This is a genomic window from Litoribaculum gwangyangense (assembly GCF_039543505.1).
In the GTDB taxonomy this organism is placed as follows: Bacteria; Bacteroidota; Bacteroidia; order Flavobacteriales; family Flavobacteriaceae; genus Litoribaculum; species Litoribaculum gwangyangense.
Genome location: NZ_BAABJW010000003.1, coordinates 189,751 through 204,693, shown reverse-complemented (window position 1 = coordinate 204,693; position 14,943 = coordinate 189,751). Strand labels below are relative to the sequence as shown.

Genomic DNA, 14,943 nt, shown 5'->3' with positions numbered 1-14,943 from the left:
TGCTACATTTTGCTTAAATACTTAATTGCATCTTGGTTCGCTTAACCTCCAACAAAAATCTTTACTAAACGATTTAAACTAAACTAAAACCAAGACTAGCATGATTAAAAACAAATTAATAAACAAATTATTTACACCTAATAAATTAAATTGTTTTACCCTTTTCTATTTAGTGCCATTTTTATTTTTTGGCCAAACTTTAACAGGAGTAGTTACTGATGAATTAAACCAACCCCTTCCGGGTGCTTCAGTACTTTTAAAAGGTACTTCAATTGGAACAGTCACGGATTTTGATGGTCAGTTTTCTTTAGATATACCAATTAGTAATTCTAGTAATATTATTATAATATCATACATTGGATATGTAACCAAAGAAATTAGCCTTAAAAATTTTAATAATCTTATTGTCGCATTGTCTGAAGACATAAGTACCTTGGATGAGGTAGTTCTTATTGGTTATGGAACTCAAAAAAAGAAAGATTTAACGGGTTCGGTAGCTAGCGTAAGTTCAAAAGACTTTCAAAAGGTACCTGTTACCAATGTAGAGGGTTTAATCGCTAATAAATTACCGGGAGTACAAATAACGCCTACCAGTGGGAAACCAGGGGCAGGAAGTTCAATTTTAATTCGAGGTGGTTCCTCATTGAGTGCAACCAATGATCCGCTATTTATAATTGACGGTGTTCCTATTGAAGGATTCAATGGGGGTCCAGGATTTCTAAGTCAATTAAATCCAAATGACATCGAAAGCTTTACGGTGTTGAAAGATGCCTCGGCTGCCGCAATTTATGGTTCGAGAGCCTCAAATGGGGTAGTTATTATAACCACAAAAAAAGGTAGTCAAGATGGTTTGCAAATTAACATTTCTTCAAACACTAGAGTATCAACTATTATTAAAAAAGCATCGGTTTTAACAGCCGATCAATATCGCGAAGTAGTAAATGACTTAGGATTTAGTAGGACTCCTTTAGGTAATGCCAGTACAGATTGGCAAGACGAAATTTATCAAATAGGTTTTGCTTCTGAGCACAATATAAGTTTGAGTGGCGCATTTAAATCTATTCCATATCGGGCGTCAGTTGGTTATCTCGATCAAAATGGAAACTTAAAAACCGGTAGATACGAAAGATTAACGGCTTTGTTAAATCTAAGCCCTAAATTTTTTGACAACCATCTGAAAATAGACCTAAACTTAAAAGGTTCTTTTGAAGATGAGCGTATTGCCAACGAAAATGCACTTTGGACATCGACAGCTTTCGACCCAACCCAACCAGTTTATGTTGAAGACCAAACCTATGGTGGTTATTTTCAATATACACAGTTTGCTGATAACCCTGCCATAGCGCTTATTAACCCAATAAGTATGCTAAACCAGGTTAATAGAAATAACAGAAATAAAAGAAGTGTGGGCAATATTCAGTTAGATTACTCCTTACATTTTTTACCAGATTTGCATATTAATGTAAATGCTGGTTATGATATTAGTAGAGGAGAATTTAGCGACTCTGCTCAGGCCAATTATTTTCCAAGTGATTTGTCTGGAGGCTATATTTATTTTGCAGACCCCTCAAGAGAGGTTAAAAATTTATTATTCGAATCTTACTTGTTTTACAGTAAAGACATTGAATCTATAAAAAGTAAATTTGATATAACTGCAGGATATTCCTATAATGACTTTCTAACAACCAACTATTTTTATCCAACTTATAGAGCAGATGGCGTTAAGTTTCCAAACAGTGATCCTGTTTTTCCATTTGATAAGCCAAGTCATTCTATCATTTCATTTTATGGTCGTTTTAATTATAATTACGATAGTAAATATCTCTTAACAGCCTCTTTACGACGTGATGGTTCTTCGAGGTTTGCCGAAGATAATCGTTGGGGTCTCTTCCCATCAGTAGCTTTGGCTTGGAAAATAAATGAAGAGAATTTTTTAAAGGATAGTAAAACCCTATCAAACCTTAAATTAAGATTGAGTTATGGTGTTACAGGTCAACAGGATGGCATTGCAAATTATTATTATCAAACAGGATATAATACAGGAAGTTTAAACAATCAATATACTTTTGGGGATACCTCTTATACTACGGTTTCACCACAGGCTTTCAATCCAGATCTTAAGTGGGAACAAACGGAATCTTTTAATATAGGTTTTGATTTTGGATTTATTGATAATAGAATATCTGGTAGTATAGATTTATATAAAAAAGACACTAAAGATCTATTGAATTTAACAACGGTTCCTTTAGGAGTAAATTTTAGCAATCAATTACTTCTCAATATTGGCACTATGGAGAATAAAGGAATAGAATTTAATCTTAATGCTTCCCCTATAAAAAATGACAATTTATCATGGGACATTAACTTCAATGCCACTTATAATGAAAACAAGATTACTAAATTAACCAATGGTAACGATGAAGGTGTTGGGTTATTTAGCGATGCTACTTTAGTAAATACTGTTGGATTTCCTCGGAATACATTTTATTTATACCACCAAGTTTACAATTCAGATGGAATGCCCATTGAAGGCCAGATGCTTGATGTTAATAACGATGGTATGATAAATGCCGACGATAGATATATTACAAACAAGTCAACTTTGCCTAGATATCTTTTTGGATTTAGTACAAATGTACAATACAAAAAATGGAATTTTAATGCATCATTTCATGCAAATTTAGACCATTACTTGTTCTTCCAGCCTTATAATAGCACTGTTGCAATTACCGACTTTCAAGTTTCACAAAATCTAAACACACTATATTATGATACGTTATTTAGGTTCAATGACGATGCTCAAAGGTATAGCGACTTTTATTTACAAAATGCCTCGTTCTTGAGAATGGATAATTTAAGTATTGGATATAATTTTGGAAAAACCTTGGTAAAATCTAAGTTAGGCTTAGGTTTAAACTTCTCAATACAAAACGTTTTTACAATTACCAACTATACTGGTCTCGATCCAGAAGCCATTAGGGGAAGTGAAAATGGCTATCCAGTCCCTAGGGTTTACGCATTGGGAGTGAATTTTGATTTTTAAAAAAATTGACAATAAATAAATTTAAGAACTATGAAAAAAATAAGACAAAACAGATTTTTAAGGATGATGTTTTTATTGGCTTTAGCTTTGTATTTTAATTCATGTACAGATGATTTAGAGAAAACACCAGAAAACGTCACAACATCAGACAAGCAATTCAATAGTGTTGAGGGTTATAAACAAGGGTTGGTATCGGTTTATTCAAATTTAGCTTACAGTACATTTTTGAGATTTTATTGGAGTATGCAGGAATACACCACCGACATGGCAGTAAGCACATGGAATGATGGGGGAGATGGTATTTATCACGAACTCGCATGGAGCGCTGATTCACCAGCAATAACCAATGTTTACAATGCGGCAATTAACATGATTACATTATGTAACAATTACATTAATGAGGCATCCCCAGATAAGGTTAGCGCAAGAGGTTTTTCGGGTTCAGAGGCTAATCAAATAGAGCAGTTTAAGTCTGAAGCAAGGTTTTTGAGGGCATATTGTTTTTGGATTTTAATGGATTGCTATGGCAACCCACCATTTCCAACCGAGGAAACATTAGGTACTACAGCACCAAGTCAAATACAACGGGCAGATTTATTTGATTTCCTTGAAAATGAATTAACCGACATTGAATCTATACTAGCAGACCCCGGGACAAACGAGTGGGGAAGACCAGATAAAGCAGCGGCCTGGGCTTTATTGGCCAGAATGTATGTTAACGCAAAAGTTTATACAGGACAAGAACACTATACTGAGGCAATTACCTATTCTAATCGAATAATAGATGAAGGGTATGCTTTAGAAGACAGATATGAATGGTTGATGCTTGGCGATAACAACCTCAATACAAATGAATTTATCTGGACCATCAATTATGATAACACCAATATTACTTGGTATTCCACCAATTTCTTGGCCTTAGGGCCTGCGGGAGTTCCTGGTTCTATAAATGGTATGTCCAGTTCATGGCAAGCATTCAGGTTTACACAACAAGTGCCTGCGCTATTCCCAACAGCAGATACTTCGATAGATAAAAGAGCAATGTTTTATACTAATGGACAAAACCTAGAAGTAAATTCCATAACGACAAGCACTGATGGGTATTCAGCTTACAAGTACAGAAATAAAAAACGTGATGGTTCTCCAATAGAACAGAACAACAATTTTGGGAACATATCTGATATTGATTTTCCTGTATTTCGTCTAGCAGAAATATATTTAATATACGCTGAATCTGTGCTAAGAGGTGGGACAGGTGGCAATCTTACTTTGGCACTCGATTATGTAAATAAAATAAGAGGACGTGCTTATGCCAATGATCCATCTAGTACTTTGGGAAACATTACAAGTACTCAACTTACCCTTGATTTTATCTTAGATGAAAGAGCTAGAGAATTATATTGGGAAGCTCATAGAAGAACAGATTTAATCAGGTATAACAGACTTACAACAGGAGATTATTTATGGGCATGGAAAGGTAATGCAGAGGCAGGTAGAGCTGTAGATGATAAATACAATCTATTCCCAATACCAACATCAGATTTACTAGCAAACCCTAATTTACAACAAATAGAAGGCTTTTAGAGACTTTTTAACAAACAAAGAAATCATGAAAATTATTCATAAATATATAGTTGCCATTGCTTTAGTTTCAATATTTGTATCCTGTACTGATAGTGAAAACTTATATTCTGCAAAAGCACCAGAGAACGGTTCTTTTGAGATTACATCTAGCGTTACAAATGTTATATTAAATGAAACGGATGCAGAAACTGAAACGGCCCTAACATTAAGTTGGAATAATCCATCATATGGTGTTGATACGCCAGTGACTTATACTTTGGAGATGGATTTAAATGATAATGACTTTTCTTCACCAAGAACTTTTTCTGTTACTGGCAATGAGAGGGTATTTACGCACGCCGATTTGAATTATTATGCACTAGAGTTTGGCATAGCCCCAAATATTGAGGGACAAATCAAGGTTAGATTAAAAACGAGTTTGAAATATGGTGCTTTACAATCTTATTCTAATTCCGTAAGTGTTGCTCTAACACCTTATGATACGCTCAATTTGCTCTATGAAATGCCAGCAGAATTATATCTTCAAGGAGATGCTGTTCCATCAAATTGGGGAACACCATTGCCTGAATCTCAAAAAATGTCACAAATTGACGATCATAGATTTGGATTGATTACGCAACTGGTAGGTGGCAAAAGTTATGCTTTTATTTCAACCCCAACTACATGGTCAGATCCAGCTTATGTAGCCTTAGAGTCTGGGCAATCTGCCTTTGAGGGCGATTTTAGGCCTGCGGGTTCCATGACCGTTCCACAATGGGGAGGCAGTCCATTAAGTTCTCCTTCCACAACAGGCATTTATAAAATTATTATAGATTTTACTACTGGTAAATATTCAGTAACTTCAACACCTTCGTTATTGCCACCGCCAACAGATTTGTATATTATTGGAGATGCCACCCCTTTAGGATGGGCTGCAAATGTGGATGCTACACAAAAGTTTACAAAAATAAGCGATTATGTTTTTGAAATCACTATCCCGCTTACTAGTGGTGGCGCATTTACCTTTATTACTGCGACTTCATATAGTGATCCAGCCTACAAGACCAATACGAACATTCAAGATGGTTCTGGGGGTGATATTATAGCGTCTGGTTCAGCAACTAACCCTGCATGGGGAGGCGATAATATCATTGCGCCATCTACGGGAACGTTTACAATTAGAGTAGATTTTAAATCAGGAACTTATCTTTTGATTCCTTAATAAGAATAAAAAAATAGGTTGGTTTATAGTTTACACCATTTAGATAAAACATATTTTGATGAACTCTTTTTTTAAATTTTTTCTTGTGATTGTTGTTGGATTTCAGGCGTGCAGTCAAAATGAAATCATCAGTTTAGATGATGGACAAGAAGTAGATTTGAATGCTCTTTATCCAGATAATAATGTTGTAATTTCTACTCATACGGAGTTTACAAGAACTCATTACCCGATAAGAATTGCAGAATTTAAAGAACACCCCTTAGAATTCAAAGATATTGTATTTCTCGGTAATAGTATTACTGAACAAGGAGGTGACTGGTGCTTGAGATTAAACAACCCAAGAGTAAAAAACAGGGGTATTGCAGGAGATACTACGGATGGTGTTTTGGCACGGTTAGAAGAAATTATTTACTATGAGCCTCAACAGGTTTTTATTTTAATTGGTATTAATGATTTGTTTAGAGATGATATGACTGCTGAAAAGGTTTTCAATAATATTTTAAAAATAGTAAACAAGATAAAATCAGGGTCTAAAGAAACCAACATATTTGTTCAAACTGTTTTACCTACCTCAACACTATTATTAAAAGAAAAAATTCAACAAACAAATGCACTGCTTTTGGAAGCAGAAAAAAATCAACCCTATCAAATTATTCCGTTACACAATCATTTTGCAACTTCCGATGATTTGATGAATATGGAATTATCTGAGGACGGTGTTCATTTAAACGAAAATGGATACATACGATGGGTTGATAATATTATTAATAAAGTCAAAAAATAAATAATGATTAAAAAATTTAAAATAATAAAGTATCTAGCTATTCTAGCTTTGTCTTTACAGTTCAATTGTACATTAGATAATCCCATTCCAGTCCCTAATACATCAACGCAAACTCCCAAAGGAACATTTTATAAAGGGTCTTATATGGCTTATGTAACGCATCAAGAAACCTTTGGCAATGTAATTTTTAAGGAAAATGGCGTGCCAAAAGATGCCTTTCAAAGTTTAGCAGACCATGGTGCAAATATCGTCAGACTAAGAATTGATAACCCTCCATATAGCAGTAGTTACACAGCGGGTTATGCTGATGTTGACTTTGGTTCTCCAGAAAAAGTGAAGATAGAAATGCAACGTGCTAAGAACGCTGGATTAAAAACTTTATTGACTTTTGGCTATCAGTCCATGGCTCTTGAAGATAATCAAAAGCTAAATGATTACGTTGCACCACTGCAATGGCAAAGTATAGCAAACGATGTGGATAAGCTATCTGAAGCCATCTACAACCACACATTAACCATACTGGAAGATTACATAAATTCAGACTTGATACCCGAGATTGTTTCGATTGGTAATGAAACCAATCAAAGGTTTTTGGAGCCTAATTTAGAAGAAAGCAATTTGCCACCGTACAGTGTTGTTAGAACAGTGAAGTTATTAAATGCTGGAAATAAGGCTGTTAGGGATTTAAACATAAAGTATAATCTGGACATTAAAATAGCCTGTCATATATTTTCTGCGGCCAGTTTGCCATCTTGGATGAAAACACATGTTCGTAATGGATTGGATTTTGATATTATGGCTATTTCCCATTATCATGCGTGGCATTCTATGGGGAATTTTACCAGTTGGACCGATGTGGTTTCGTGGGTTAAAAATACTTATGATAAAGATTTTCTAATTATGGAAACCGCACAGCTTTTCAGGACTGGGGGTAATGATGCTCATGTAGATATTTTAGGGATTGATAATATTCCTGCGGGTTATGATAACCCACCAACTACCAATACCCAAAAAGAGTACTTAAAAGATTTTGCACAAGAATTATATGATGCAGGAGGTTTGGGATTAATATATTGGGGCGGAGAATGGGTTGGCTCCAATACTTTAATTTTTCCTGATCAATATGGAGCGGGCTCTTCATGGGAAAACAAGGCGTTTTGGGATTTTAATTACAATCTTCACGATGGAGTCAACTGGATGAATGAAATTGTAGAGCAGTAGGTTTTTATTTGATCTAATGAATATGTTTAAAAGTTTTATAACATGTAGTTTTTGTTTGTTGCTTCTAACCTGCAACGATGATCATGAAACTACATACATTCAAAAACAGAACTTCAATGAGGATTGGTCTTTTAAGCTATTGGACACATTAGAACTAGCTTATGATTATTCAAAAAGTAAATTAGATGATACTACTTGGGAAAAAGTAGATTTACCTCATACGCCAAAAATTGAACCTAAAATTGTAAATAATCAGTGGCAAGGGACATGTTGGTACCGTAAAAATTTTGATTTAGATGAAAATTTAAAAGACAAAAAGCTCTTTTTAAAATTTGAAGGCGCCATGAACATCGCCGAAGTATGGGTTAATGGTGAAAAACTAATTGAACATCATGGTGGATATTTACCTTTTATAATAAACTTTACCAAGGTTGCCCATTTTAATAAAAAAAATACAGTCGCGGTAAAATTAAACAATCACGATAATCCGATAACTGGACCTAAACCCTTAAAGATTCTGGACTTTAATACCTATGGAGGTTTATACAGAAGTGTTTGGCTTATTGCTAAAAACGCACTTCATATAACAGATCCAATAGAGGCAAACAAAACTGCCAGTGGGGGTATTTTTGTTACATACCCTCATGTTTCAAAAGAAAAAGCTATTGTAAAAGTTAAATCTCATATTCAAAATGATTACGAAAACTCGGTGTCATTTGTTGTTAAAAACACCTTGTTAAAAGACGATAAGGTGGCTTTGGTTAAATCAAGTAATAAGCAAAAGCTTGAAGCATTTGCAAATAATGAGGTAACTACTGAAATGGAACTTGAGAACCCAGAATTATGGTCACCAAATTATCCTAATTTGTATAAACTTGTTACAGAAATTATTAAAGATGGGGTTGTTGTTGATAAGGAAATAACCAGAATTGGCATTAAAACCATGAAGTTTATAGGTCAAGATTTCTATTTGAATGGAGAAAAAACCTTCTTGAGAGGTGTTAATCGTCATCAAGAATACCCCTACATCGGTTATGCATTATCAGACAACGCAAACTACAGAGATGCCAATAAAATTAAGGATGCTGGTTTCGATTATGTTAGGTTATCACATTATCCGCAAGCACCGGCTTTCATGGATGCTTGTGATGAACTAGGTCTAGTAACCATTGATGCTATTCTTGGCTGGCAATACTACAGTGATGATAAGAGGTTTCAAAGCCATGTGTTTCAAACCGCACGTGATTTAATTAGGCGAGACAGAAACCATGCCTCGGTTATGGCCTGGGAAGTATCATTAAACGAATCATGGATGCCAGAAGCATTTATTGATTCATTAACGGCAATAGCACATCGAGAATATCCTGGTGATCAGTGTTTCACTACAGGATGGCAGCCTTATGGTTATGATATTTTTTTACAGGCTCGTCAACATCGTTTAAAGCATTATGATGAGAGCTTAAAAAAGCCCTATAACGTATCGGAATATGGTGATTGGGAATACTATGCCATGAATGCTGGACTTGACCAAGACAGTTGGGGTAATTTGTTGCAGGAAGAACGTTCGAGCCGTCAATTAAGAGGTGCAGGAGAAAAATGCCTTTTGCAACAGGCTACCAACATACAAGAAGCCCATAACGACAATTTGAATACCCCAGCTTTTGCTGATGGCTATTGGGCTATGTTTGATTATAATAGAGGTTATGCAAACGATTTAGAGGCTTCAGGAATCATGGATATTTTTAGACTGCCAAAACCGTCCTATTATTTTTTTAAAAGCCAACGGGATCATAATGCTCCCTTTGGCGAACCTATGGTGTTTATCGCAAATCATTGGCAAAAGGATAGTCCATTAGATGTTAGGATATTCAGTAATTGTGACGAGGTAGAGTTGTTTTTGAATGGAAAAAGCCTTGGCCGTAATAAACCAGACAAGAACCGAATTTCAAACAACTTAAAACATCCACCTTTTATCTTTAAAGTTAATTCTTTTGAAGAGGGAAAACTTGAAGCAAAAGGTTATATCAATAATAATTTAGTGGCATCTCATTTAGTGCAAACACCAAAGAAACCAAACAGAATTGAAGTTGTTGTTGACAATAAAGATTGTGAAAATTTAAAATTAGAAACCAATGATATATTCTTTGTCAATGCTTTTGTAAAGGATGAAAATGGTATGGTTGTTCCTGATTATACAGGTGAAATTACTTTTAGTGTTGGAAAAGGTGTGCAATTAATAGGAGAAAATCCTGTTAATTGCGAGGCTGGAATTGCTTCAATTCTGATAAAAACAAGTCTCGATATTAAGGATATTGAACTCCATGCAACTTCTTCGGATATATTAAATTCATCAATCGGAATATTAGCAAAAGAGCGAGTGGTCAATGATAGCTTACCTCTAATACCAAAATTGTTTTTACAGCATGAAAGAAACAACAAAGGGTCTTGTTTAATAAGAGGCGATTTAACCAAAAAGCAAATAGCTTTAACTTTTGATGATGGACCTACTGATATGTCAAGAAAAATTATGTCAATTCTAGATAAACATAATGCTAAAGCGACCTTTTTTTGGATGGGTGAAAAGCTTGAAGGAAACATGGGCATTATCAAGCAAGCCAAGGATGGTGGTCATTTAATTGGATTTCATGGCTGGAATCATGATAATATCTTGGGCGTACCTAATGAAAGTTTATGGAAGAATCAAATAAAAAAATTTTTTCAAGCCTTAAGCTTTACAGGAGCTGATCAACCAAAATATTTCCGACCTCCCTATGGAGCAATCAGTCAAGATCAAATTAGCTTTTTGGCCGATAAAGAAGTTAAAACCGTATTGTGGTCTTTAACAACTATGGATTGGGATAAAACACAAAATGATGAAGGCCAAATGTTTGAGAAATTTAAAAACCATATTCATAATGGAGCTATAGTTCTTTTACATGATTTTGATTTTGGAAATCCAGATGCAAAACTTAAAGATTTAGAGGAAATACTGATTTTTGGTAAATCTAAAGGCTTTGAATTTGTTAGCATAGAAGAATTATTGTAAATGATTAAGACCAAAAAAAACATAAAAAATGTAATTGCATTTTTGGTTGGTTTTTCCGTGTTAATATTAGTTGGTCTATATCTTTTTTCTGGGGATAAAACTTCAATAGCCAACTTCAACCTTGCAATCGATAATATAGTTAAGTCATCAAACAAAAATATCTTGATTTGTGCTCACAGGGCATTTCATGAAAATGCACCTGAAAATTCATTAAAATCAATTCAAGATGCCATTGATGCCAACGTGGATATTGCGGAAGTTGATGTAAGAATGACAAAGGATGAAGTTTTGGTACTAATGCACGATGATAAAATTGACAGAACTACAACGGGCAGAGGGTATATAAAAGATTATACGTTTAAAGAATTACAACAATTCAATTTAAAGGTTAAAGATTCTATAACCTCACATAAAATTCCGAGGTTGTCAGAAATATTAAAGTTGGCAAAAGGTAAAATAATTTTAAATTTAGATTTAAAGGAAATAATTCCTCTTGATTATTATGATCTTTTAAAAGAAAATAAAATGGAGGATGAGGTAATTTCTTTTATATGGAACAAGAAAACTTTGAATGAAATAATTGAAATAGATTCTTTATATGCTGTTTTGCCATTATCAGAAAATAAGGATGAAATGGAATCAAATTATAAAAGTTACTATTCACCAATTCAGCATTTTACTGAGAAAAGCTATACGCAAGAAAACATGAATTGGGCTCATAAAAATGGTGTAAAAGTATTTGTTAATAGTCTATGGAAACAAGATGTAGACTTAATAAATGGAAACACAAAATCTTTAGATAGTTTATTGCTTTTAAAACCAGCGATCATTCAAACAGACTACCCTAAACAGATGCTCAATTATTTAAAAGAAAAAGGATTACATGATTAGTTGCCATAATATAAAAAAATGAAAATGAAAACTTTAATAAAAACCATACTTTTAATACTAATACTACAGAAAGCTTACTCTCAAAATTATATGATAGGAGCCGATTTGTCTTTTGTTAAAGATGCAGAGGATAAAGGGTTTGTTTTTAAGGAAAATGGACAACCTAAGTCATGTATAGAAATATTTAAAGACCATGGGTACAACTGGATTAGATTAAGATTATTCCATAACCCAAAATTAGGGGCTTATAATTTGCCAAATAATTTGGATTATACGATTGCTTTAGCAAGAGAGGCCAAAGACAAAGGGTTTAAGTTTCTATTAGATTATCATTATTCTGATACATGGGCAGACCCAGGAAAACAATTCACGCCCAAAGACTGGGAAACTAAAACATTTGAAGAGTTAACAGAAGAAGTTTTTGAGTACACTAAAATAACTATGGTAGCTTTTAAAGATGAAGGTGTTTTTCCAGATATGGTTCAAGTTGGAAATGAAATAAGTAATGGTATGCTTTGGCCAATAGGGAAATTACCGGACAACTGGGATAATTTTGCATCGTTACTACAGGCAGGAATAAATGGAGTAAAAGCCAGTTGTGGAAATAACCCTTGCCCTAAAATTATGATACACATTGATAAAGGAGGTGATAAGACTTTTACCAAATATTTTTTTGATAAAATTAGAAATTACAAAATTGAATATGATGTTATTGGGCAATCGTATTACCCTTGGTGGCATGGGAGTTTACTGGATTTAAGAGAATGTTTGCACTTTGCATCTAAAGAGTATAACAAAGATATCATTGTTGTAGAGGCAGCGTACAATTTTAGGAGGCAAGAATATAAAGATAAAATAGGACCATTTCCTGAAACTCCACAAGGGCAAAAAGAATTTTTAGAAGAAGTAAATAAAATAATACTTAATGTGCCAAATGGAAGGGGAATAGGGTTGTTTTGGTGGGAGCCTGCGGCACCTAATAGAGGTTTTGAATCAAGAACATTTTTTGATTCTGAGGGAAACGTGATGCCAGTAATAAATGTTTTTAATCAATATACAAGACATTGATTGGGGTAAAATGAAATTATTGTTTTAGACCATTTTAAGAATTAATAGAATACTTATGTAAACAACAAATTATTCAAAAACAAGTAATTTTATAAAAGAGTTGTCGGCGTTTGATTTTTGTGTATTCCAAACAATAAAAACAAAACACTATTTATTTTATCCCCCAAGGTCTTTCTAAGTATGCTAAATGCTTTTGTCATATGGGCTTCTACAGATTTAATGGATATATTCAGAAACTCAGCTATCTCTATATTTGATAAGCCTTCTTGTTTGCTTAGTAAAAAGGTTTCTTTACATTTAGGTGGAAGGTTTTCAATTTCCTTTTTAACTAAATTCATCAGTCTTTCTAAAGATTTTTCATCTTCTTCTTCTAAAATAGAATTTAATGCTTCAATATTTTTTTTGTCTAATGGAACGACATGAATTCTTTTTCTTTCTTGGTTAAGGAATTCATTATAAACTGATCTATATAAATAACTTTTTAAAGCAAAGTCATCTTTAAGTTTTAACCGTATTCTCCAAATGTTAACAAATACATTTTGGACAATATCTTTAGCATGATCGCGATTGTTTGTAAGTTGGTAGGCATAAGCACAAAGCATATTATGATACTTATCTACCAAAAAGGCATAGGCTTTAGATTCACCTTTTTTTAGACCACTGATTAGAACAATATTATCCATTAAGAAAGAATTGAGAGTATTATAATTAGGATAATAAAATTAAATAATTATTGCAATAATAATAAAAATGTTCCCAAAAACTTAGGGTTGTGCAAAATTGTTGTGTTATGTTAGTATATATACTATGAAATGATTTCTCAAAAGATACTAAAACTAATAATAAAATATCTTAATAGACAGGCTACTCTTTTGGAGCGGAATGAATTAGAAAGCTGGCTTGAAAAAGATAATAATTATAAATTATTTAAAGGATATGTCAAGATTAACTACCTAATCGATTTGAATATGGATATGTTTGATACTGATGACTCAAAAAAAGAATTACTTGAGTTAATCAACAAAGAAAAAAAGCAGTTTAAAATACGAAAGTATACTAGACTAATGAAATATGCAGCAATCGCAATTTTATTTTTAGGAATTGGGTATTTTTATCAACAGGGCTACTTCACTAAGGATTCTGAAATTATTATTCCAAAAGAAAGCGTAACGCTTCAATTGGAAAATGGTAATATAGAAGTTTTAAATGAGGATGGTTCCAAAAATATTATTGATAACCAAGGAAACCTTTTAGGTGCTCAGAATGGTTCTCTATTGGTCTATAATAACTCAATATCAAAGGAAAAATTAGTTTACAATACATTATCCGTTCCTTATGGAAAGCGTTTTGAGATTAAGCTTTCAGATGGTACAAATGTTCACTTAAACGCTGGTTCTTCGTTAAAATATCCGGTTAAGTTTATTGAAGGAGAAATTCGAGAAGTGTTTTCAGAGGGTCAAGTATATTTTGATGTGGCTAAAGATGAAGACCATCCCTTTGTCGTTACTACCGATAAGATTAGTGTTAGAGTATTAGGTACACAGTTTAGTGTATCATCTTATACCGAAGATAAAGATGTAAGTACTGTTTTAGTAGAGGGCACTGTAAGTATTTACGATAATAATAAATCATATAGTCCTGAAACAGCGACTTTGTTAAGTCCAGGATTTAAAGCTGATTGGAATAAAAAAGAAGGACGCATTAAAATTCAAGTAGCCGATATAGAAATGCAAACAGCCTGGATTGATGGTAAAATTATATTTAGGCACGTACCATTTGAAAATATTGTGAAAAAATTAGAAAGACATTACAATGTTGAAATTATTAATAATAACAAAGGTTTCAGTAAAGATTTAATTACTGCAAGTTTCGATGTTGAAACTATAGAAGAAGTCTTTAAAGTTATTAGTGAAATACATCCAATTAATTATAAAATAGAGTCTAATACAGTAATAATTAACTAAAATAGAATTTTATGATAATAAACCAGTAAACCAACTGTAAACTAAATAAAAATAATCATATAATTTTCTAATCAAAATTATTAGAAAACAAAAACCGGAAGATGCTACGAACATCTCCCGATTATAAAATGTGATTAAAAA

General features: G+C 33.2%; 10 protein-coding genes. 9 read left to right on the top strand and 1 reads right to left on the bottom strand.

Annotated elements, in window-relative coordinates:
• Nucleotides 1–100 precede the first annotated feature (100 nt).
• The 8 genes from ABD963_RS10430 to ABD963_RS10395 are packed head-to-tail and all read left to right on the top strand — an operon-like array spanning nucleotide 101 to nucleotide 12,838.
• Nucleotides 101–3,043 carry a SusC/RagA family TonB-linked outer membrane protein gene (locus tag ABD963_RS10430; protein WP_345276911.1) on the top strand — a complete coding sequence of 981 codons (2,943 nt, stop codon included), beginning with the start codon at nucleotides 101–103 and terminating at the stop codon, nucleotides 3,041–3,043.
• Between the two features lie 30 nt (nucleotides 3,044–3,073).
• On the top strand, nucleotides 3,074–4,627 hold the full coding sequence (locus tag ABD963_RS10425) for a RagB/SusD family nutrient uptake outer membrane protein (RefSeq protein ID WP_345276910.1): 1,554 nt from the start codon (nucleotides 3,074–3,076) through the stop codon (nucleotides 4,625–4,627).
• A 25-nt stretch (nucleotides 4,628–4,652) separates the two neighbouring features.
• The gene (locus ABD963_RS10420) at nucleotides 4,653–5,828 is read left to right on the top strand and encodes a SusE domain-containing protein (RefSeq protein WP_345276909.1); all 1,176 of its coding nucleotides are present in this window, start codon (nucleotides 4,653–4,655) and stop codon (nucleotides 5,826–5,828) included.
• Nucleotides 5,829–5,886: 58 nt separating this feature from the next.
• Nucleotides 5,887–6,612, top strand: coding sequence for a GDSL-type esterase/lipase family protein (locus tag ABD963_RS10415; RefSeq protein ID WP_345276908.1), 726 nt, complete (start codon nucleotides 5,887–5,889; stop codon nucleotides 6,610–6,612).
• 3 nt (nucleotides 6,613–6,615) lie between these two features.
• Nucleotides 6,616–7,833, top strand: a complete 1,218-nt coding sequence (locus ABD963_RS10410; RefSeq protein WP_345276907.1) for a glycosyl hydrolase 53 family protein — start codon at nucleotides 6,616–6,618, stop codon at nucleotides 7,831–7,833.
• Between the two features lie 55 nt (nucleotides 7,834–7,888).
• Nucleotides 7,889–10,879, top strand: a complete 2,991-nt coding sequence (locus ABD963_RS10405; protein ID WP_345276906.1) for a polysaccharide deacetylase family protein — start codon at nucleotides 7,889–7,891, stop codon at nucleotides 10,877–10,879.
• Nucleotides 10,880–11,770 carry a glycerophosphodiester phosphodiesterase family protein gene (locus tag ABD963_RS10400; protein WP_345276905.1) on the top strand — a complete coding sequence of 297 codons (891 nt, stop codon included), beginning with the start codon at nucleotides 10,880–10,882 and terminating at the stop codon, nucleotides 11,768–11,770.
• Between the two features lie 24 nt (nucleotides 11,771–11,794).
• Nucleotides 11,795–12,838, top strand: a complete 1,044-nt coding sequence (locus ABD963_RS10395) for a glycoside hydrolase family 53 protein (protein ID WP_345276904.1) — start codon at nucleotides 11,795–11,797, stop codon at nucleotides 12,836–12,838.
• Nucleotides 12,839–12,927: 89 nt separating this feature from the next.
• Here the strand turns inward: ABD963_RS10395 and ABD963_RS10390 are convergent, their stop codons facing one another.
• Nucleotides 12,928–13,521 (bottom strand): RNA polymerase sigma factor, encoded by a 594-nt coding sequence (locus ABD963_RS10390; RefSeq protein WP_345276903.1) that lies wholly within the window; start codon nucleotides 13,519–13,521, stop codon nucleotides 12,928–12,930.
• A 129-nt stretch (nucleotides 13,522–13,650) separates the two neighbouring features.
• On the opposite strand from ABD963_RS10390, the gene ABD963_RS10385 reads away from it, so the two are divergent.
• Nucleotides 13,651–14,802, top strand: coding sequence for a FecR family protein (locus ABD963_RS10385; RefSeq protein ID WP_345276902.1), 1,152 nt, complete (start codon nucleotides 13,651–13,653; stop codon nucleotides 14,800–14,802).
• Nucleotides 14,803–14,943 lie beyond the last annotated feature (141 nt).